The organism is Dyadobacter sp. (assembly GCF_051859145.1).
In the GTDB taxonomy this organism is placed as follows: Bacteria; Bacteroidota; Bacteroidia; order Cytophagales; family Spirosomataceae; genus Dyadobacter.
The window spans coordinates 31,995-52,104 of sequence record NZ_JBHYGF010000001.1; the positions used below are offsets into that span (position 1 = coordinate 31,995).

25 protein-coding genes and 1 pseudogene are annotated in these 20,110 nt (G+C 41.8%); 20 read left to right on the forward strand and 6 right to left on the reverse strand.

All coding sequences use genetic code 11. From position 1 onward, the window contains the following. Nucleotides 1–435: 435 nt before the first annotated feature. The 3 genes from ACTIE6_RS00140 to ACTIE6_RS00150 form a co-directional block, all read right to left on the reverse strand. Nucleotides 436–1,245 carry an SOS response-associated peptidase gene (locus tag ACTIE6_RS00140; RefSeq protein ID WP_439554710.1) on the reverse strand — a complete coding sequence of 270 codons (810 nt, stop codon included), beginning with the start codon at nt 1,243–1,245 and terminating at the stop codon, nt 436–438. A 26-nt stretch (nt 1,246–1,271) separates the two neighbouring features. Further along, the gene (locus ACTIE6_RS00145) at nt 1,272–1,523 is read right to left on the reverse strand and encodes a hypothetical protein (RefSeq protein ID WP_138484397.1); all 252 of its coding nucleotides are present in this window, start codon (nt 1,521–1,523) and stop codon (nt 1,272–1,274) included. Between the two features lie 111 nt (nt 1,524–1,634). Continuing rightward, nucleotides 1,635–1,811 carry a DUF3606 domain-containing protein gene (locus ACTIE6_RS00150; protein WP_138484399.1) on the reverse strand — a complete coding sequence of 59 codons (177 nt, stop codon included), beginning with the start codon at nt 1,809–1,811 and terminating at the stop codon, nt 1,635–1,637. A gap of 110 nt (nt 1,812–1,921) precedes the next feature. Here ACTIE6_RS00150 and ligD point away from each other — a divergent pair, with 110 nt between their 5' ends. The 4 genes from ligD (at nt 1,922) to ACTIE6_RS00170 (ending at nt 6,034) form a co-directional block, all read left to right on the forward strand. After that, on the forward strand, nt 1,922–4,615 hold the full coding sequence (gene ligD, locus ACTIE6_RS00155) for a DNA ligase D (protein WP_439554711.1): 2,694 nt from the start codon (nt 1,922–1,924) through the stop codon (nt 4,613–4,615). Nucleotide 4,616: 1 nt separating this feature from the next. After that, nucleotides 4,617–5,393, forward strand: coding sequence for an exodeoxyribonuclease III (xth, locus tag ACTIE6_RS00160; protein WP_439554712.1), 777 nt, complete (start codon nt 4,617–4,619; stop codon nt 5,391–5,393). A 28-nt stretch (nt 5,394–5,421) separates the two neighbouring features. Beyond that, on the forward strand, nt 5,422–5,604 hold the full coding sequence (locus ACTIE6_RS00165) for a DUF2188 domain-containing protein (RefSeq protein ID WP_439554713.1): 183 nt from the start codon (nt 5,422–5,424) through the stop codon (nt 5,602–5,604). Nucleotides 5,605–5,743: 139 nt separating this feature from the next. Further along, on the forward strand, nt 5,744–6,034 hold the full coding sequence (locus ACTIE6_RS00170; RefSeq protein ID WP_439554714.1) for a hypothetical protein: 291 nt from the start codon (nt 5,744–5,746) through the stop codon (nt 6,032–6,034). A 501-nt stretch (nt 6,035–6,535) separates the two neighbouring features. On the opposite strand, the gene ACTIE6_RS00175 is transcribed toward ACTIE6_RS00170, so the two are convergent. After that, nucleotides 6,536–6,823: a glyoxalase superfamily protein gene (locus ACTIE6_RS00175; RefSeq protein WP_409012435.1), complete on the reverse strand. Its 288-nt coding sequence runs from the start codon at nt 6,821–6,823 to the stop codon at nt 6,536–6,538. A gap of 215 nt (nt 6,824–7,038) precedes the next feature. On the opposite strand from ACTIE6_RS00175, the gene ACTIE6_RS00180 reads away from it, so the two are divergent. The 11 genes and pseudogenes from ACTIE6_RS00180 (at nt 7,039) to ACTIE6_RS00230 (ending at nt 14,843) form a co-directional block, all read left to right on the forward strand. Then, a complete protein-coding gene (locus ACTIE6_RS00180; protein ID WP_291036724.1) occupies nt 7,039–7,419 on the forward strand; it encodes an ArsR/SmtB family transcription factor in 381 nt (126 codons plus the stop codon). Further along, nucleotides 7,416–8,033, forward strand: a complete 618-nt coding sequence (gene merTP, locus ACTIE6_RS00185) for a mercuric transport protein MerTP (protein ID WP_291036726.1) — start codon at nt 7,416–7,418, stop codon at nt 8,031–8,033. The genes ACTIE6_RS00180 and merTP overlap by 4 nt, the downstream gene beginning before the upstream one ends. 18 nt (nt 8,034–8,051) lie before the next feature. Beyond that, nucleotides 8,052–8,351, forward strand: coding sequence for a heavy-metal-associated domain-containing protein (locus tag ACTIE6_RS00190; protein ID WP_291036728.1), 300 nt, complete (start codon nt 8,052–8,054; stop codon nt 8,349–8,351). 54 nt (nt 8,352–8,405) lie between these two features. Continuing rightward, nucleotides 8,406–10,064 (forward strand): mercury(II) reductase, encoded by a 1,659-nt coding sequence (merA, locus tag ACTIE6_RS00195; RefSeq protein ID WP_291036729.1) that lies wholly within the window; start codon nt 8,406–8,408, stop codon nt 10,062–10,064. 49 nt (nt 10,065–10,113) lie between these two features. Continuing rightward, nucleotides 10,114–10,512: a metal-sensitive transcriptional regulator gene (locus ACTIE6_RS00200; protein WP_439554715.1), complete on the forward strand. Its 399-nt coding sequence runs from the start codon at nt 10,114–10,116 to the stop codon at nt 10,510–10,512. 15 nt (nt 10,513–10,527) lie between these two features. Further along, nucleotides 10,528–10,797: a thioredoxin family protein gene (locus ACTIE6_RS00205; RefSeq protein WP_291036733.1), complete on the forward strand. Its 270-nt coding sequence runs from the start codon at nt 10,528–10,530 to the stop codon at nt 10,795–10,797. Nucleotides 10,798–10,803: 6 nt separating this feature from the next. Further along, the gene (locus tag ACTIE6_RS00210; protein WP_291036734.1) at nt 10,804–11,055 is read left to right on the forward strand and encodes a hypothetical protein; all 252 of its coding nucleotides are present in this window, start codon (nt 10,804–10,806) and stop codon (nt 11,053–11,055) included. Nucleotides 11,056–11,283: 228 nt separating this feature from the next. Next, complete coding sequence (locus tag ACTIE6_RS00215; protein ID WP_291036736.1) at nt 11,284–11,886, forward strand: recombinase family protein; 603 nt, start codon at nt 11,284–11,286, stop codon at nt 11,884–11,886. A 15-nt stretch (nt 11,887–11,901) separates the two neighbouring features. Beyond that, a pseudogene (locus tag ACTIE6_RS00220) lies at nt 11,902–12,326 on the forward strand (DUF4158 domain-containing protein); the annotation flags it as partial. A gap of 48 nt (nt 12,327–12,374) precedes the next feature. After that, nucleotides 12,375–12,734 (forward strand): hypothetical protein, encoded by a 360-nt coding sequence (locus ACTIE6_RS00225; protein ID WP_439554737.1) that lies wholly within the window; start codon nt 12,375–12,377, stop codon nt 12,732–12,734. A 6-nt stretch (nt 12,735–12,740) separates the two neighbouring features. After that, nucleotides 12,741–14,843 (forward strand): Tn3 family transposase, encoded by a 2,103-nt coding sequence (locus ACTIE6_RS00230; protein ID WP_439554736.1) that lies wholly within the window; start codon nt 12,741–12,743, stop codon nt 14,841–14,843. 79 nt (nt 14,844–14,922) lie between these two features. Here ACTIE6_RS00230 and ACTIE6_RS00235 read toward each other — a convergent pair whose 3' ends face one another. Together ACTIE6_RS00235 and ACTIE6_RS00240 are read right to left on the reverse strand one after the other, a co-directional pair. Beyond that, entirely contained in the window at nt 14,923–16,080 is a 1,158-nt protein-coding gene (locus tag ACTIE6_RS00235) for a hypothetical protein (protein WP_439554716.1), read from the reverse strand. Nucleotides 16,081–16,145: 65 nt separating this feature from the next. After that, nucleotides 16,146–16,622: a hypothetical protein gene (locus ACTIE6_RS00240; RefSeq protein ID WP_439554717.1), complete on the reverse strand. Its 477-nt coding sequence runs from the start codon at nt 16,620–16,622 to the stop codon at nt 16,146–16,148. Nucleotides 16,623–17,235: 613 nt separating this feature from the next. On the opposite strand from ACTIE6_RS00240, the gene ACTIE6_RS00245 reads away from it, so the two are divergent. From ACTIE6_RS00245 to ACTIE6_RS00265, 5 genes are read left to right on the forward strand one after another with little or no spacing between them, the layout of a single operon-like run. Then, nucleotides 17,236–17,667 (forward strand): beta-barrel fold lipoprotein, encoded by a 432-nt coding sequence (locus tag ACTIE6_RS00245; protein ID WP_439554718.1) that lies wholly within the window; start codon nt 17,236–17,238, stop codon nt 17,665–17,667. A 31-nt stretch (nt 17,668–17,698) separates the two neighbouring features. After that, nucleotides 17,699–17,836 carry a hypothetical protein gene (locus ACTIE6_RS00250; protein ID WP_166444646.1) on the forward strand — a complete coding sequence of 46 codons (138 nt, stop codon included), beginning with the start codon at nt 17,699–17,701 and terminating at the stop codon, nt 17,834–17,836. After that, nucleotides 17,833–18,240 (forward strand): hypothetical protein, encoded by a 408-nt coding sequence (locus ACTIE6_RS00255; protein ID WP_439554719.1) that lies wholly within the window; start codon nt 17,833–17,835, stop codon nt 18,238–18,240. The genes ACTIE6_RS00250 and ACTIE6_RS00255 overlap by 4 nt, the downstream gene beginning before the upstream one ends. A 59-nt stretch (nt 18,241–18,299) precedes the next feature. Next, nucleotides 18,300–18,572 (forward strand): hypothetical protein, encoded by a 273-nt coding sequence (locus ACTIE6_RS00260; RefSeq protein ID WP_138484419.1) that lies wholly within the window; start codon nt 18,300–18,302, stop codon nt 18,570–18,572. Next, complete coding sequence (locus ACTIE6_RS00265) at nt 18,569–19,708, forward strand: hypothetical protein (RefSeq protein ID WP_439554720.1); 1,140 nt, start codon at nt 18,569–18,571, stop codon at nt 19,706–19,708. Before ACTIE6_RS00260 ends, ACTIE6_RS00265 begins: the two co-directional genes overlap by 4 nt. The last annotated feature ends 402 nt before the right edge of the window (nt 19,709–20,110 follow it).

Below are 20,110 nucleotides of genomic sequence, written 5' to 3' on the forward strand. Positions count from 1 at the left end.
GAGAGGGCTAACACTATTTGTGCGGAGGAAGAGGGATTCGAACCCTCAGACCTTTAACAGTCTACGGTATTTCAAGCCGCTGCCTTACCATTCGAGCCATTCCCAATAGAATCTTGATGTTCAGTTGGCAACAGATATCCAAAGTTAAGGTTTTACTAAATATTTTAATAATTCTCTACTTGAATGATGTTAGAATATAGTCGAATTTTAAACTGACTCACCAAATAATATTTTGTTGTATAACAGAGATTATGTTCATGGCAGAGGTCATTTCCGACCTGCGGTGCAAGGTGATCGGGTAAGAACCCAGGACATATAATAATCTACTTTACCAATAATGTGATTTTACTACCTGGCGAATATTGACCAGGTCAAGCTGCTCCAATTTGGGAGCAGCTTTTCATAATTCCACAACGTTTCAACTGTTTAGATTTACTAAAAAAGTGATGGCTGCGCTGGTGGAGTGGGATTGTCCAATGCAACCAGCTCATCGTAAATAAATGGAACAGTGGGATCTTCGGCTTTTAAAAAGTCTTTTTGAACGCTACATGCTTCCATTAAGTCCTGGGGGAGCTGGAAAGTTGCAAGCTCGGTAATCCGGTCTTCCGGCAAGTCGTCCATCATCCATTCCCACGATAAATTGTCGGGCAGTATGGTTGGCATTCTCTTCTTGGAATTGTGGATTTTTGCCATTAGTGGATTTGCCTCGGTAGTTACCAGACTTACCGTTTCAACTGTTTCACCAGTATCCTGATCTGTCCATGGTTGCCAGATACCTGCAACGTAAAAGTAAGGTTGGTCCTTCACACCAATATAATGAGGATATTTATCGGCTGTTTTTTTCTTCTCGCCGGTGCGTTTATTGACTCCGTACTCATGTCTCCATTCATAGAAACCTGAGGATAAGATAAGGCATCTGCGCTCAAGGGCGGCTTCACGGTAAATTTTATCAGGGAACAAAAGCTCTTCCCCCTTGGCATTCTGGGTATCGTAACCCTTCTGCCAGGTTCCATCTTTTTTCTTATAGCCTTTCCTGAACTTTTCAACCTGAGAGCGGTTCTTTACGTATTTAGGTAAAAAACCCCATTCCATCTGGACAATATCAAAGTTGTCGCGTGTGTATCGCGGTTTTAAGACAGCGATGTTTCCAAATTCGAATGCATGCGTAACATTGCGGTTTAGAAATTCGTAATCTTTAACAGCTTTTTCGAGTTGCATTAACTGTATGAATTCGGCTTTTGTCACTTTTTGACCATTGTAATAGCACATGCTTACTGGGTTTTAGTGTTTTTAAAATGCTCAACAATTTTCGCGCCAATTGGGATTGCTTCCGGTTGTCTTCCTTCGGGGATTGACATCCAAACCTTACTGCCGTCAAAAACTCTTGATCTGCTGATCATCAATGATTTTCTTCCATCAGGAAAGTCCAGCTTGAAAACAGTTCTACCTGCCATATCCATCACTTTGATGGCAACCATCATTCCTTCGAATTCTACCTCAAAGTCATCGGCCTGAAACAACATATTTCAATTTTTTAAACTTAACATATAATTATATAGAGGATTATCTAATCAGTCAATGAGGCCAGTCGAGTTCCATGTGCATGATACCGGCAGTGCTAACCAGGTATACTATTACTTTCCTAAATAATCCCTCACTGCCTTTGCCGAACTCCCCACTTCTTTGACGGCTTCGGTTAATTTTTCTTTGGTGATACCCAGAGCCTGAGTCCAATAAGCAACTTCATAATCTTCGCTTAAATTAATACGGCTGCTGTCAGCAGGTCCTTGTTTGGTTTTGTCGTCTGCCATGTCTGTAATGGTTTGGTTGATACCATTTTACATAAAAATCCATACCCGACAAGGCTGGCACGTGCTTTGATGTGTTTTGCTCACCTTTAAATGCTATTACATACAGAAAGATGAGCCTTGTCAAATACAAAGAAAAACGGTCTACCCATAAAACCCCTGAACCGTTTGGCGGTAAGCCGGATAAAAATGTGCTTCGGTTTGTGATCCAAAAACACGCAGCATCACATCTGCACTACGACTTCCGGCTGGAAATGGAAGGTGTTCTTAAAAGCTGGGCTGTCCCCAAGGGGCCGTCGATGGATCCGGAAGTAAAACGTTTGGCCATGATGGTGGAAGACCACCCGTACGACTACCGGACTTTCGAAGGTTTCATACCCCAAGGGGAGTATGGGGGCGGCACCGTGATGGTTTGGGACGAAGGCATCTACATGCCGGCAGAAGATCCAGGTAAAGACAAGAAGGCCAATGAGAAAAGCCTTTTGCACCAGCTTTACAGCGGCAAGATCAAGTTTGTGATGAGTGGGCAGAAGCTTCAAGGCCAGTTTGCATTGGTAAAAGCGCATGGGAGAGGGGAGAACGCCTGGCTACTGATGAAACTGGAAGACGAGTATGCGACAAAAGAAGACATTACACTGGAAGACAAATCTGTGATTTCAGGGCAGGATTTGGAGCAGATCGCCCAGACCGGCGAGAATATTTATGGGCAGCAGCCAAAAGAGAAAAGTAAACCTGCTTCAAAAAAGGTAGTTAAGAGAGCCCTTGAGAAACAAGTGGATCCGGATGATACCGATGTTCCTAAGGTCGAGCTGGATGTAAACGCTATTTTAAAGAAAGCCCCAAAAGGTAAGTTTGATACTAGTATCACGCCTATGCTGGCCACATTGGTGGACGCACCTTTCGATGATGCCGGTTGGCAATACGAGGTGAAGTGGGATGGCTACCGGGCACTTGCATTTATGAACAAGGGTGAGGCTGAGCTGAAATCACGCAATAACAAATCCTTTAACGATAAGTTTTACCCGGTCCTGGCGGCGATCAAAGCGTGGAACCTGAATGCGATCATAGATGGGGAGGTTGTGGTGGTCAATGATAAAGGGATTTCCAATTTCAACTCATTGCAAAACTGGCGAAGCGAAGCCGATGGAGAGCTGCTGTTTTATGTCTTTGATATCCTTTGGCTGGATGGTAAAAACCTGATGGGGCTTACGCAGAAGGAGCGGAGCGCGGTCCTTCTGACCCTGGTCCCGGAAAATGGCATCATCCGCAGCGGTTTCAGTGTAGAAGCAAGGGGTACCGAGTTTTTCGAAGTAGCAAAGGATATGGGGCTTGAAGGAATTATCGCCAAAAGATCCAGTAGCACTTATCTGACTGGTGACCGCTCGAAAGATTGGCTGAAAATCAAGGTGCAGAAACGCCAGGAAGTGATCATTGCCGGTTATACCAAAAACGATGATTCACCCAAGTCCTTTAGTGCATTGCTCTTAGGGGCTTACAAAGATGGCCGCTTGCAATATGTCGGAAAGGTTGGAACCGGCTTTAACGACAAACAGCAAAAAGAAATGATCGCTCAGTTTAAACCCCTTATTATTGACAAAGCACCGTTTGAAGAAACGCCCGACTATAATAAACCGTCCCGCTTTCGGCGAAACCCGCCACACGCGATAGCGACCTGGCTGAAACCACAGTTGGTCTGTGAGATCAATTTTACCGAGATCACTGACGAAGGCGTGTTCCGGCATCCGTCCTTTCTGGCCATGCGGGAAGATAAAAATGCTAAAGACGTAACTATTGAAACGGCTTCCGATACAGAAGAAGTTGTTGAAAAACCCAAAGACATAAATCTTAAAGATGTCGTCAAACCACCAGAAAAGCTGGACGGAAAAACGCTTCTTAACCCCAAGGAAAAAACACAGTGCAAAAAGCTTCAGGGGCACGAGCTCAAATTCACCAATCTGGATAAGATCTATTGGCCGGATGAGAAAATTACCAAGCGGGATATGCTAAATTACTATTATCAGGTTGCGCCGTTCATACTACCGTACCTGAAAGACAGGCCTGAATCGATGAACAGGCATCCGGGCGGGATCAAAGGGCCAAGTTTCTACCAGAAAGATGTTACTGGAAAAGTGCCTGAATGGATGAGCACGTACCGGTATCATAGCAATGATGAGCCCGAAGACAAGAATTATTTGGTAGCCAATGAGGAAGCAACATTGCTGTATATGGCCAATCTGGGCGCAATCGAAATTAACCCTTGGAGCTCGACAACTGAAAACCCGGACAATCCGACCTGGTGCATCATCGATCTGGATCCAGCTGATAAGACAACCTTTGATCAGGTGATCCAGGCCGCGCAGGTCACAAAGAGTGTTTTAGATGAACTGGGCGTTCCCTCATACCCAAAGACGAGCGGTTCCACGGGCATCCATATCTATATTCCGTTTGGCGGCAAGTATACCTATGAGCAGTCCAAGGAATTTGCAAGAATCGTTGTGACCCTCGTGCATGACCAGATCCCGGAATTCACCAGTCTGGAAAGGGCGATCAAATCCAGGAACGGGAAAATGTATCTGGACTTTCTTCAAAACCGTCCAGGGGCGACACTGGCTGCACCTTACTCGGTCCGGCCAAAGCCAGGCGCGACGGTATCAATGCCCCTTCACTGGGAAGAGGTAAAACCAGGGCTTAAAATGTCGGATTTTACGATCTTTAATGCGATGGAGCGGCTGAAAAAGCAAGGCGATCTTTTCAAGCCGGTATTGGGGGAAGGGATTGATTTGCACCAGATCGTGGGAGCGGACTAATATGAAAATCGCGACCTATAACATCAACGGGATCAATGGCCGGTTAGCCGTGCTGCTCAGATGGCTGGAAGAAGCGCGGCCTGACATTGTTTGTCTTCAGGAGTTGAAAGCGCCACAGGACAAATTTCCAAAGAAAGCACTGCTGGATGCAGGTTACAATGCCATTTGGCACGGGCAGAAGATGTGGAACGGCGTGGCTATCCTAGCAAAAGGCAAAGAATTGATAGAGGTCCGAAACGTTCTTCCGGGTGATGATCTTGATGATCACAGCCGCTATATAGAGGCGATTGTGGATCAAATGCTAATCTGCTGTCTTTACCTGCCGAACGGAAACCCGGCACCCGGACCGAAATTTGATTACAAGCTTGCCTGGTTTAAAAGGTTGAAAAAACATGCTAAATATTTGCTGTCAGAACAGGTACCGGTCGTGCTGGCCGGGGATTATAATGTGATCCCAACCGAGCTGGACGTTTACAAGCCGGAACGCTGGGTGGATAACGCGCTTTATTTTCCGGAATCCCGCAAAGCATATAAGGAGCTTGTAAAACAGGGGTGGATTGATGCTATCCGGCACCTGCATCCAAACGAGCGGATCTATACTTTTTGGGATTACCTGCGAAATGCATATGGTCGAAATGCCGGTCTGCGGCTGGATCATTTTCTACTGAGCCCCCAGATCTCTGGCAGACTTACAGCGGGTGGTGTTGACGCGCATGTCAGGGGATGGGAGAAATCCAGTGACCATGCACCGACCTGGATCGAAATCAAAGATTTATAAATTAAGTGTTTATCAAAATTTGAAAATTATGCCCTGGTATCACGGCGATTTTCCGCCATCCTATAAAAACCAGCCAGTCAAATTAAGGGAAAAGGCGGTCGAAATTGCAAATGCTTTGCTGGAAGACGGGGCTGATGAAGGAGTCGCCATAGCTACTGGCCTGAAGCAAGCAAGATTATTTTTCAAGGCTAAGGAAAAAGAGAGACTCTGATAAAGAACCCTTATAATGACCTTATCTTTGGAGAAGAAATCATTAAAATGGTCAAATGATTAAATTTCGACCATCAAGCAGGTTGTTTTCTGTAATTCAGCCGTAATATATATGCAGATGATTTTTGATGTAAATAATTATGAATAATCAAGATCAATATTTTAGGAAATTGCAACGGGATGGCATTTACCATTATGCCCATTTAATGGCTAATGGAACTCCACCGGTTTGCGAAGTCATAAATTCCCTAAACGCGGATCCAGTTATAGAACATCGTGAATACGATCTTTCGAAACCTGGCGACAGGATTGATTTAAAGGCATTTAGTGAAGATTGGGATCCAATTTCGGTAGTGGAGTATAAAAAGGCATTTGGAGAAGCTACCTCGGGTGATTTTAAGGTATATATTGACGGCAAGTCGCAAGTCTAAGGTGTCGGTGATATGCTCAACCAAGAATAAAGTCAGAACTGGCAGAATTTCTCCCTGGATGTGGGTAGTGCAGGTTGCTATTGAATTTTTGCAAATTACTTAACAAAAAGCACTTGTTCCCCAGAAAAATTTGCTGTTTTGTAACTACATATTTTGATGATTTTATCAAATCGAAGACGGATATTAAGCCTGTCCTCCAATTTTCGTCCAGTCAGTAAAATGGAAATTTTAAGGCCGTCTTCGGTAATCTCGATCATTTCAACAGTATCCTGAGATAAGTAGATCGGGGCGTAATGAACCATTTGACCGTAATAAAGAAAATTATATTCCCCATAGATCATACAATGAACATCCCCTGTTGAAAGCTGGTCAATAAGCCCATAAAGGGGTTCCAATAGTTTTTGGACGAAATGTATCGGTAAGAGATTTCCAAGTGATGAGCTACTCTTTGGCTAACCTGGATGTGTTTTCCTATTAATGGTATTTTTTCCTATCAGTGAATCAACTATTAAAGGATAATCTATTTCCAAAAGGGTCAATTACATCCATACATAAAGTTTTTGAACTCCAAGGTGTTTTGCCCAAGCCTGGTCTATTGAATTTGTATGGTTTAGCTAATAGTTGTTTGTGGTAATCTCTAAGATTTTCAAACTTATCAATGTAAGCTCTTGCGCCCGGTGAACAGTCGCCATGATGTTCTGTCAAATGAAGAATAATGCTGTCAAGTGAGATTTGCATATAAATAGGGGCATTGTCCGGCTTATCTTCCCAGTCAATTTTAAAGCCCAGTCATCCTATATAAAATTCAACTGCCTTGTTATAATCGAAAATTCTAAAAATAGGTGTTATTGTGGCCATGATTGATCTTTAAAAATGATTGCGCCTGGTATAAGGATTTGTTAAAATTAATTAATGAGGTTCGCTATATCGAGTTGAAATGGAAATAAAGCGAAAAACATATTTAAGTATTTGCTTAAATAAGAAATAACTATTACACTTGTGCTATGGAAAGTAATGATACATGTATACGGGTACTGGCAGACCCTAATCAGATAAAAGAGTGTAAACAACTATTGCAAGCGAACCAGGTCATTTTTACCGGATTAAGCAATATCCTGGCGCTTGCTGGAAATGAAGTAAGATTAAAAATACTTTTCCTTTTAGAGGAAGAAGGAGAGCTGTGCCCTTGTGACCTGGCTGATATTCTAAGCATGAGCATTCCGGCCATTTCACAACATTTGCGAAAAATGAAAGACGGTAGAATTATTAAAGCCCGTAAGGTAGCTCAAACGATATTCTACTCTATTGAGCCTAAGCATTTGGAATTATTAAAGCCTTTATTTTCACATATAACAGAGTCAAGCAAAAAAGCAGAACAGATATGAAAACAGAGAAATCAGGATTAATGGGAGCGGGATTGTTATCGGCTGTAGCAGCATCGCTTTGTTGTATAACCCCTATTTTAGCCCTTGTTACAGGAGCTTCCGGGGTAGCTTCTACCTTCTCCTGGATGGAGCCTTTCAGACCTGTATTAATTGCCCTAACCCTGGCCGTGCTTGCTTTTGCATGGTACCGGAAATTGAAGCCTAAACCAATAAACGCCGTAGATTGTGCCTGTGAGGATGAAAAAAAACCTCCCTTCTTACAGTCTAAAAAGTTTCTTGGTATTGTTACGCTCTTTGCGGTGGCCATGCTTGCTTTTCCTTATTATGGCCATGTTTTCTATCCTTCCAAGGAGGTTCCGCAGGTGAGCACTTCGACTAATATAGTCCCCAAGAATTTTCAGCAAGTAAGTTTCAAAGTAAGGGGTATGACCTGCCAAAGTTGTGGAGAGCATATCGAGCATAGTGTTAATCAGCTGCCTGGGATAAATCACGTAAACGCTGATTTTAAAGAAGGTACCACCGCTGTCCAATTTGACCCTGCTAAGACCAATAAAGAGCAGCTGGTACAGGCAATTAATTCGACAGGGTATAAGGTACAAACTGAAATTAAATAACTCTAAAAACGAAAAGTGATGATAAGTAAAGCAGTTTTAATAACGGTTGTTTCCGGATTATTCTTTGCCACCTCTCAAATGTGCGGTTGTGGATCATGTGAAGCAAAGGCATCAGAGACCCATGCCGATGTTCGTAAAACAGAAGTATTAGGGTTAAAGCTAACAGGTATAACTTGCGCAGGCTGCACAAGTCACGTATCCAAAGCTTTAAAAAGTCAACTGGGCGTACTGGAACAAACGGTGGAGTATCCGGGAGATATAGCTGTAGTAAAGTATGACCCGGAAAAAACGAGCCCGGAGCAAATTATAAGTCGATAGAAAAGGCAGGCTATAAAGCTGTAACAGTTAAATAAATCATCTTGAACTCCGATTATGGAAAATAGAAAGATAGAAGTCGATATCACAGGTATGACCTGCAGGCATTGTGCTGTAAGTATCGAGAGCCTTTTGAAAAATAAGGAAGGAATAACGATTGCCTCGGTAAACCACGAGTCCGGAAAAGGAGAAATTACCTTTGATGGGCAAATGACAACCGATGAAGACATTATCAGTACGATTAACAGTACGAAAAAGTATCAGGCTCGTGGTACAAGCTCGGTTCTTAATGCTCCTGCAGAACCTACCTTTTATGACCTGATCATTATAGGAGGTGGTTCATCAGCTTTTTCGGCTGCAATTACAGCCCATGAGCTTGGTTTATCAATTTTAATGGTAAACGCAGGATTGGCATTTGGTGGAACCTGTGTAAATGTGGGTTGCGTACCGTCTAAATTTCTTATTCGGGCGGGAGAAACGGCTTATCATGCTTCTCATTCCAACTTTGAGGGAATCAGTCCTTACGGAGCAAGCATTGATTTTGCTAAAGTTATTCAAGAGAAAACGGAAATGGTATCCAGGATGCAGCAAAAGAAATACATGGATATCGTCAAAGACTTTGATAATTTCCGGATGGTCGAAGGATGGGCAGAATTCCTGGACACCAAAACCATTATCGTAAATGGAGAGACGAAATATTCAGCACTGAAATTTATCATTGCCACCGGCGCCACTACCAATATACCGAATATTGAAGGATTGCGGGAAGTAGGCTATTTGACGAATGTCACCTTGTTTGACCTGGAAGAAAAGCCTGAAAGCTTAACTATCATGGGTGCGGGTTATATCGGTCTTGAAATTGCGATGGCTTATTCCCGGCTGGGAGTAAAGGTTCGAATCATCGAATTTACAGATAGAGTCCTACGCTCCCAAGCTCCTGATATTAGCCAGGAACTTCAAAAGCAGATGCATCTTGAGGGTATTGCGGTTCTACCAAACGTTAGAGCGCAAAAATTCGAAAAACAGGGATCTTCAACCTTAATTCATTGTAAAGACCCGGATGGAAAAGAAATTACCCTGGTTGAACCTGGCCATATTGTAGTTTCAACCGGTATCCGACCAAATATAAGCAAGTTAGGCTTAGATAGAATTGGCTTAGAAACCACTAAGAACGGACATATTGCAGTTAATGAGTTGATGGAAACCAATGTCGCTAATATTTATGCTGTGGGGGATGTAATTAATACTCCCGCATATGTTTATACAGCAGCAGCAGAGGGCAAGATGGCTGTAGAAAATGCTTTTAAAGGTGCAGGAAGCAAGACCGACTATTCTTCCTTACCCTGGGTAGTATTTACCGACCCCCAAGTTGCAGGTGTTGGCCTTGATGAAGTGGAAGCAGCGGCACTGGGGCTCCCTTTTGAAGTAAGTAAGATGCCACTAACGGAGGTTCCAAGAAGTCAGGCCGCCAAAGATACACGGGGTTTTATAAAACTTATCAGGAACAAAGAAACAGATACACTGATCGGGGCACGGGTGGTAGCTCCCGAAGGCGGTGAGCTGATCATGGAGCTTACTTTAGCGGTCAAATACGGTATCACGGTCAACGATCTGGCGAAAACCTTTCACCCTTATTTAACCCTTAGCGAGGGAATCAAACTTGCAGCTATCGCTTTTGGAAAAGATATTGCAACCCTTAGTTGCTGTGCTAGCTAAATATTATTTGCAGACCACCCCCTATAGCTGTTAAACTTGCCTTATGGACATGCTACCTAAAGACTTAACACGAGACGTTAAAAATAGACTGAACACAATTAAAGGACAGGTGGAAGGCATTGTCAAAATGCTGGACGAGGGTAAAGACCCCCAGCAAATCTTAAATCAATTTAAAGCAGTTACGAAAGCCCTTGAAACAGCCCAAACTCTTCTTGTAGATGAAACCTTTCGAAAATCATTAGCTTCTAAGATTTCTGAAGTGATACAGGCCTGCCCCGGTAATTGTGGTCAGGAGCAAACGATAGAATCTTTGAGAGTTCAGTTTCCGACACTAGCTGAAGAGGAACTAACCCAAAAGATGAGGGAAATTCAATCTGCTTACGAGCTGATGAATAAATTCAAAAAAGATTTGGAGACCTCCCCGGGTACCAACCGACCTTTGATGTAGATATTTAAATGCATTATGAAAAGAAAGATAGAAGTATTTACAGCAGGTTGCCCGGTTTGCAAGCCGGTAGTAGAATTGGTTCAGTCGATGGCTTGCAGTAATTGCGAGGTAGAAGTATATGATTTATCCAGGCAGACAGACCCGGAATTTTATACAGACAAGTTAAAGCAATATAAGGTAACTGTGCTTCCAACCGTTATTGTGAATGGTGAGAAGCTAGATATAGCTGAAGGCGGAATTACCAGGGAGCAATTAAGCCAGGCAGGAGTAGGACAATCAATATAAATACATATGAAAAGAAAAGTTTTAGGATTAGTAACCGCTGTAATGTTTTTTACAGCAGGTTCAATGTATGCTTTTAGCCCCTTACAGGATAAATGCCCGGACAAAGGAACAGCTAAGTGTAAGCTGGTAAAGAACTGCCCGGATAAGGGTACTTCGAAGTGTAAGCTTGTAGATCAGAAGAAAGTAACTCTTCCTTCTTGCTGTCAAAAATCCCAAGAGACAGCTTCCGTTAAAAAAGCTTCTTCAAAGCTTAAATAAGGGAGGCAAAACCCTTTTGAGATATAGCCCGGAAAAAACTTTTTTCGGGCTATTTTCATCATCAGTTGATGAGAGTAAAACGGTCGTTAAAGTATACCTATAGAAGGGAACCGGAAATTTTCAATAAAACCCTTTGAAAGGCAAAATTTAAAAGAATCGGCTCTTCTTCGTAAGTATAAAATATTAGTATATTTAATTAATATACCGTTAAGACGTTTTATTAAACTTATGATGATCGGCTATGCCCGGGTTTCGACCCAAGACCAGAACCTAGACCTCCAGCTCGATGCCCTCAAAAAAGCAGGTTGCGAAAAGATTTATCAGGAGCAGTTGAGTGCATCAATTGAAGAACGCCCCAAATTATCAGAAATGGTTTCCAACTTAAGAAAGGGGGATACTGTTGTCGTATGGAAACTTGACCGTTTGGCCAGATCCCTAAAACACTTGCTTACGTTGGTATCGGATTTCAAAATAGCAGGCATAGGATTTCTTAGCCTTCAAGACCAGATCAATACCACTACAGCCCAAGGCCGTTTGATTTTTAATATGTTCGCTTCGCTTTCTGAATTTGAAAGAGAAATAATCAAAGAACGGACGCTTGCCGGACTAGCGGCAGCACGGAACCGTGGAAGGGTCGGTGGCAGAAAGAAAGGCCTGACCAAAGAGGCAAAGGTAAAAGCAGCTGCCGTAAAGCATTTGTACCTCGATGAAAAAAAATCCATAAATGAAATTTGTGAGGCAGTAAGCATCAGCAGGGCCACGGTTTACCACTACCTTGATTATTTAAACGTAGACCGGGCCGTCAGAAAGCCCAAGGCAAAACAAGAATAATTAATCAATGATCCTATGGCCGGCCAGTTCCTTACACATACAGAAAGAGAACGCTATGAGTACGTGCCTTCTTCCATTTCTCCGGAAGATCTGAACCGGTACTTTTATTTATCAGATAGCGATATTGCCTTAATCAAAGAACAGCGGGGAAATGAACAAAGGCTGGGCTTCGCTTGTCAGCTCTGTCTGATCCGCTTTATGGGCTTCCTTATTGATGAGTGGGAAAAGAGTATACCTAAACTTGTTTTGGAATGTTTGTCCGGACAACTTCAGGCCCTGCCATCAGACCTGAAAAACTATAGTGCCAGGCGTAACACCCGTGCAGATCACCTCCAATCTATATTAAAACACCTCCATTTTTCAAGATTTGCGCCTGGCTTCTGGAACGTTCGCTGGAACATGATAAGCCGACCCTGCTTTTGGATCTGGCCTGCGAGAAGCTTATCCAAAACCGGATATTGAGGCCTGCGATCGGAACCCTTGAAAGAATGGTGGTCTCGGTACGTGCCCAGGCATATACCGAAACTTACAGGAGGCTATCCTTAATTTTAAACAATGAACTTAAAATACGGCTAGATGCCTTGCTCATTGTTGAAGAGGGAAATACTTTTACCCGTTTTGGCTGGCTAAAAGAATCTCCTAGTTCCAATACACCGTCTACCTTAAACAATGCGTTGACGAAATATCAGTACCTTATTGATATCGGTATAACAGAATGGGATTTAACGGTACTAAACCCCAATCGTAAAAAGTTTCTTTCCCAAAAAGCCCGCAGGTCTACCAATCAGGAAATCCAGCGGATGAACCCTGAAAAAAGGTATCCGATACTTATTGCATTTCTTGCCTAGAACCTCATCGACGTTACAGATTCGGTTTTAGATATGTTTGAAGCCTATCTCAATGACGTTTTTCATAAATGCAGAAGGTCACTTGAAATCTATCAACAAGAGACCGTGAACGCCAAAGACAATGCGATGGCTACCCTAAGCTTCGTAGCGACAATGGTTGCCGACGAAAAAATCCCTCCGGAACAAATCAGGACAAAAGTATTTAGCAATATCTCAAAAACCGAGCTGAACGAAGCAATCTCGGTTACCAAAGAAATTTTAAAACCTGCCAGGAACAATTTCCTGTCCTTTCTAGACAACCACTTCAATCGGCTCCGGCAGTTCAGCGGCAATTTCCTTAAAACGCTGACTTTCTTTTCTGGAATCCAGGACGATAACTTCTTGTATGCTATTGAGATTGTATTAGGGCTTCAGAACGGTTCCCGTAAGAAAATCCCTGATGACGCCCCCTTAGATTTCATAACCCCCACGTGGTCAAAATATGTTTTTAACGAGGAAGGAGAAGGAATCAAACAATCATACGAATGGTGCGTGCTTTTTAAGCTAAAAGACAAACTCAACTCGGGCGACATCTTTGTTGCCAATTCCCGCAGGTATGCTGATCTTGATGGGTACCTGATCCCAAAAGAACAATGGAAAATCAAGAAAGAGGAGATCTGCAGCCAGCTTTATATTTCACCAGATGCGTTGACGCATATAAACGGTAAAATCAAAGAACTCGAAGATTTGCTGCCTTTGGTAAATGACCTGTTGGTCGGAACCGATGAAGTACGCCTGGAAGATGGGATATTGGTAGTCCCCCGGTTGCAGGCACAGGAACTTCCGGATTCCGTATATGAACTTGAAAACGCTATTTCTTCCCGTTTGCCACTTGTAGACCTTCCAGAGATTTTGATGGAAGTCAATTCATGGACAAATTTTACAAATCACCTTACTTCGATACATGATGGAAAGTGTCCGGAAACTGGTCAGATCCACCGTGTTTATGCCTCGCTTTTAAGCAATGCCTGTAACATACCTTGGGTGGATATGGCCCGGAGTGCCAACATCGAATACTATGATCTGTTATGGTCGATCCGAAGTTATCATAGAGAAGACACGTTAAAGCTTGCCAATAACCATTTAGTGAACTATCACCACAAACAATGGCTTTCTAATCTTTGGGGAGGCGGTACCCTTTCTTCTTCAGATGGACAGCGTTTCCCGGTAAGCGGTAAAATAAGAAATGCAAAAGCCCAACTGAAATATTTTGGGTATGGCAAGGGGGTCACGTTTTATACGCACACCGCTGACCAATACTCCCAGTTCGGAAGTAAAGTTATCGCCTCGACTGAAAGAGATGCTATGTATGTACTGGATGAAATCCTAAATAATGAAACTGAACTAAATATTTTGGAGCATACTACAGATACATCCGGCTATACAGACTTGGTATTTGGGTTGTTCGATTTATTGGGAATGCAGTTTTCACCCAGGCTAAGGGATATCAAAGATCAAAAACTTTCTAAGATCAAAGGCAAGGATTTCGAATATCCCTCCTTGAAATTTACCGGTGTCATAAATCCAGATTATATCGCAGGCAGATGGGACGACTTATTGAGATTGGCCGGTTCGATGAAATCGGGATATGTTACCTCTTCATTGTTTATTGGCAAGCTGCAGTCTTATCCAAGGCAAAACAATTTAACGTATGTCCTGCAGGAATACGGCAGGCTTATTAAAACTATTTTCATTCTGAAATATCTGTTAAGCCAGACGTTGAGGCGAAAAATCAACACGCAACTGAATAAAGGCGAAGCACTTCATTCTCTCCGGAATTTCCTCTGGTTTGGAGGGGACGGCAAAATTAGGAAGAAACAAGAAGAACAACAGCAAGAACAGGCGTTATGCTTGAATGTAGCAACCAATAGTGTTATACTTTGGAATACAATTTACATGCAGGAGGTCTTGAATGAATTACGGAAAGAAGGGTATATTGTAAACCAAGATGATATCGTTCATTTGTCCCCAGCAAGGTTCTCTCATATCAACAGGCTAGGAAAATACTTCTTTGATTTTGATGAAAATGGGTTGAATGGGAACTTAAGGCAATTAAGGGTAAATGCTTAGCGATACATTTCGTCCAAATACTATTGGAACCCCATAAATGATCGTTTGAAGATTTAAGTCAACCATTATTTATTGTTTTCTAATCAACCACCTTCCGGATCAGGGCGTATTCATCAGCCGCTAAAATATCCAACTTTCCGTCTGTGGACATTACGATCTGGTCTCGAAATTTTTTAACCCGCGAAAGCATGGGCTCGATGATCGTGTTGCTGTGACTGACAAAATCATAAAGGTCCTGATGGCTTGCTGGTAGCTTATAACCACGTGAACTGCTGGCAACGAGCACGCCGGCATCGCGCAAAGGCGCTATCACTTTTGTCTGAAAGTAATGCAAGGAAACATTTTTTCCCCTTCTGGCCCCCACATGTTCCATCAGCTCGAAACTGGTAATATACCTGGTGGGGTTGATGTGCCGGAAATGAAACAGCAAATAGCCCAGACAACTTACCTGGTCGATGCTTTGCAGTGCACGGTCAGAAGACTTCCGCTGTAGAAAACTGTTTGCCAGTTTTACACTCAGTTCCGCGAGCAGTGGATCATAGGCGGGGCCGGGCACTGGCGGGTTTGCCAGGTTGTGCTCAAAAGCATCTGGCCAGAACTTAATGGTTAACAGTTTTCTTTTAAGAACTTCTATGAACTCTGTTCGCTGATCAGTGATAACCGTTTCATCATAACACCTGGCAAGGCTACCTGCGATAAACCCTGCCGTTTGTACCAGTAAGCTATCCTGCAGCTGGGTAAAACCAAAAGCGGATTCATTAAAAAGGTTTGGGATGTGGCTCTGCTGAACATAACCAATGAACCCTTTCAAAAAGCTTTCGTCAGCGGGCTGACTCGTGATCATTTCCAGGTCCGGGTAGATATTGAAAAGTTCGCGGTCGACCAGGCCATACATGAATTTAAAAAGCGAACCTTTAAACCTGAGACCCTGGCCGCTTAACTGGCGCTTATCCAGGATCAAAGCAAATATCCTGAAATCAATTTCGTCAAGATCTTCCAATATCGCTTTCCGTCTGTTGTGATCGTTTCCGACCGCGTCAGAATCTATGCGGCCACCATTGAAATGGCGTTGGCTGACTGCATCCAGAATTGTTTGTAACTCTGGTGCACCCGGGTTTGCCGGGATAATTGCCGATACAATAAAATGAGTAGTAGCAGGTAATCCAGAAGGTGTCTTTTTAGAAAAATCCAGTGTGTTGTTTCCCCACTCGCTCAGATATGCGGTCTGTTGTTGCATGATACTCTATTGCAGTGACTTGGTCACCTTCTTGAATTCGCTTACCACCAAATACATTTTCCTGATCAATTACCAGTTTCTAACTCCGTTCTTGGCTTGCGGCCCCGTGGCTTACCGGTATATGGTGCTTTTGCAACGATCGTCTCAGGTGATATCGCCAAAGCGTAACCTGCTTTACCTTCATGGTCGAAGATCGAGGCAGTAAACGTATATTTGGTAGCGTTGTAATCAATGCCTCCTTTGGAAAGTATGAGCTCTAATGGAAGGGAATACCCGCGCCCGGTCCGGACAATAGAGAAAGCATTTTCCTGATCTGTGGGGATCAAATAAAGATTTTTGATCTTACGTTTCCCCTGATCAGTCCCAACCTGAAATTTTGTACTATCGGGCTCAATCCCGAGTTCTTCAATCGAAGCTGCTGGGAATATGATTTTGCCTGCGTTGGAAATGTAGCCAGTCGGCAGCGCCTTTGCTTTGACTTTCTCTTTTGTTTTTGGCTGGTTTTCTTCTGGTAAGAAAAACCGGATGTCTTTTGATGCCATCTTGATTTGTATTTGTGAAATTTGACTTGCAATATATACCAATGTAAAATGTTTTCTTGCATATGCGTGAATGACACCATTTACTGAGGTGCCAACCTGCAACCAGTCTTACCTACGCATAAGCTAAATTTTTATTGGAATAAGTGACACGATGTCACTTATTCGGTTGCCGTAAATCATACATGTAAATGGGAGTTAGAACTATAAGCTTTTTGAGTGTCACCTTCACTATCTCTGTCTGATCACACTGATCAACTAAGTAAGACTTCATCTGGTGGGAAGGTCTCGAACGAAATCCGTAGTGATTTGTTCGTAGCGGCTAACTTACAACTCAGATAACGTAACGTATACTATACGTCTACTTGTTAATCCACGGCACATTTATAACCAAGTACTACAATATATTGTAATGTTTGATTATTTTCATATTTTTAGCACTGTCCTGGTTGACAATCCGGCGTTGATAAACTCTTAAATTAATTTATCATAGATGTATTAGAAGATCGTAATTCTATTGCTGGGTAGTAAGATGTTTAAGATTTATGAAGCCAGAGTAGGCAATATCTTTATTTAAAAAATATAAATTTGCATTTATAACATCTATAACTATCCTATGAGAAAATACTTTTTAATGTTGTCGGCTTCCATTTTATTTCTTTCATGTTCTGATGATTCTGAAACTGTTACGCCTGAACTTGGCTCTATATTTAAAGTTGAATACATTCAGTCTGGAAGTTATGAAGACTATAAAAAAGAGATTGGGTTTAGCCAGCCCTTGTTTTATGAAGGTACAGCAGTTGAAACCGGTCCTATTTTAAGTGAAGCTGCGTTAATCAACGGAAAGTATGTGTTTGTGTCATCTAAAAAATTAGAACTGTTAAAAGTTACATTTAATACTGAACCCAAAGAAGACTCAGGTGAAATGGCAGAGTTTGTTATTAATGTTTATAAAGACGGTAAACGAATTGATAACAAATCTTTTAAAGTAGCAGGGAGCGGAGTTATGAATCATTCATGGGAGTACAAAGGAGGTTTGATGCTATAGTAAAATTCATCATAATTAATTAGGTTTTGATATGAGAGACTGGAATGAAATAATACAAAATGCAATCTTAATAGCGATGGGATCTGCTGTTTTAGGTTTTATTGCTATGCTCATGAGAGATATTGTTCTTTCTTTTTTTAAGCGTTCTGCTAAAAAGGATCTAAAATGAGTAACATAGACGAACTGGACTTAAATAAGCTTATTGCGAGTCTTCCTGAGGAAGAACAGAAAAAGATTAAAATTAAGCTTTTAAGGTCGCTTAGGGAATTCTACGCAAGTTTAGAAACTGAAAGTCCTACTGTCGAGAATAACGAATTACAAATTGAGGATATAGCTGTAAAAGCTCAAAAGGATCTTTCAGAGGTGCTTAAAGGTATTCGAGAGGATTTTGGTTGGACGGTATATGCGGCTTCTAAAAAGGCAAAAATTCGCCCTGAACAGGTTAGCTCGATAGAAGGTGATCCGAAGGTAAATAATAATTATACGTCCAAATTTCTGTTCAGATACTTAGCTGCTTTGGGTGTTCAGCTGACGGTAACAGATGTGTCTACAAAAAATGTCGATAGTATATAAAAATATATATACATATATAGAAAAATGTATATCTTTAAGGGTTTTTTAGAATTATACTCATGAAGGATATCACAAAAGTTTCACATTTGATAAGTCACGGGAAGATCAATAATCTCAATGATCTTTACGAGCAGGTATCAAAAGCTGATATCGCGCGGGCTTTAAATCAAAATCCCACAAGCTTTACTAATTACAAGTCTAATAATCCTGAGTCTTTTAAACTTAGCGAGTTTATAGCCTTGTCTAAATTCTTAAATGTTAGCCTTGAATCTATTACCACGATTTTTGCAAACTCGATTGATACCTATTCACAACTATCTGATAAGCAATGAACGAACAATCTTTAGCTTTGACGCTGCCTCTTACTGATACTCGTGTCATAAGTAGAATCGACAGAGCAATAGCGGATAACCTTGATGCGCTTAAAAAGACCTACGGAAGGGATCATGAAATCGCCAGGGACTTTATCATATTTATTAGTACTAGTCTGAAAACTGATATATTTGGATTCACAAGATTCACGATGTCAGACTTCATTAAAGTTGTCGGTCGAGATAGACGTGAGCTATCTTCAAAGCATTCTTATCTTACTGATAAGAGTGCGGAAATTATTGAATACAAAGGCCACCAGTTCATTTCTGTATTTGATTACGTATTGCACCTCTTACAGAGTCGAAATCTCATCTTTTCCAAAGCATATTCCTACCTTAACCAAGGTAGGACAGTTGAAATGGAAGGTATCCAAATTATTAAACAATTAAAGATCACAACGGATACTAAAAATGGTAATAGCAAGGTCTATGATATCAGATTAAGTGAAGACTTTTTAAATGGATTTATAAGTAGATACTACACCTTCGAGGTAACGGGATATCCAAAAGTTGGAAAAGGGAAGGGGGGAGATGGCCGGAAGACATTGTACCTCATGCTATCCAAGGCAATGCATCAAAATATCAGTGATAGGGTAAAATATTCATGGTATTCTGTGGATTTTCTTTGTAAGATCTGCGATGTTCATTTTTCGGAACCTGCTGAACGTAAGCGCCTAATCACAAAGTATCTCAATAATTTGATTGAAAAGGGAGGATTGAAGATTGCCTATGAATTTGTGATAAAACACGGAAGTGATGATAAGCATATACGTGGGTTTTGGATTAAAGTGGACTTTATGCCAGAAGGTGTAGTCCAATTAAGAGAAACCAAGGCCGATCATCATTTTCATAGCATACTGTCCGCTGACTTAAAAACAGAATTCTCAAACCTTTATGGGAAAAGAGTCTTGAATTTCAACGAGGACGAATCAGATCCTTTCCAAAGATGGGTAACAAATCCTCGTGCTGATTGGGCCATAAAAAGAAGTGTATTCATGAATTGTTATTTATTAGCTTATAAAAAGCATATTTCCATTTGGGATGCTGACTTAAAAATGTCAAATACTTCAATTAAGGCTCATAGCATCTTAAATTAAGTGCATCGTCATTCTTAGTAGGGAGATGTAACTAGTTTACACCTCCCTTTTTGTTTAAAATGCCTTTACTCCTGGACTGAGGTCTGCATTCGCCTGAAATCGCGCTTTCGCCTTGGTTGTCGGGTATACTACATGTAAGTGCTTATTTTTCGAAGTTATCCACAAAAAAGTGAAAATCGGTTGTCAGAAATACTACATGTAGAGTAAGTAGGTTGTCGGGAATGCTACGTGTAATCAATTTTGGCTGTCGAGAATACTACATGTAAATTTTGCCGGCTGTCGAGAATGCTACATGTAAGGTAAAATCGAAGATCCGTTGTCGAGAATACTACATGTAAGAAACCTCAATTTATTGCGTTTCCAGCGAACTGAGAGGGGGGGGTGTCCAGAATACTACACCAA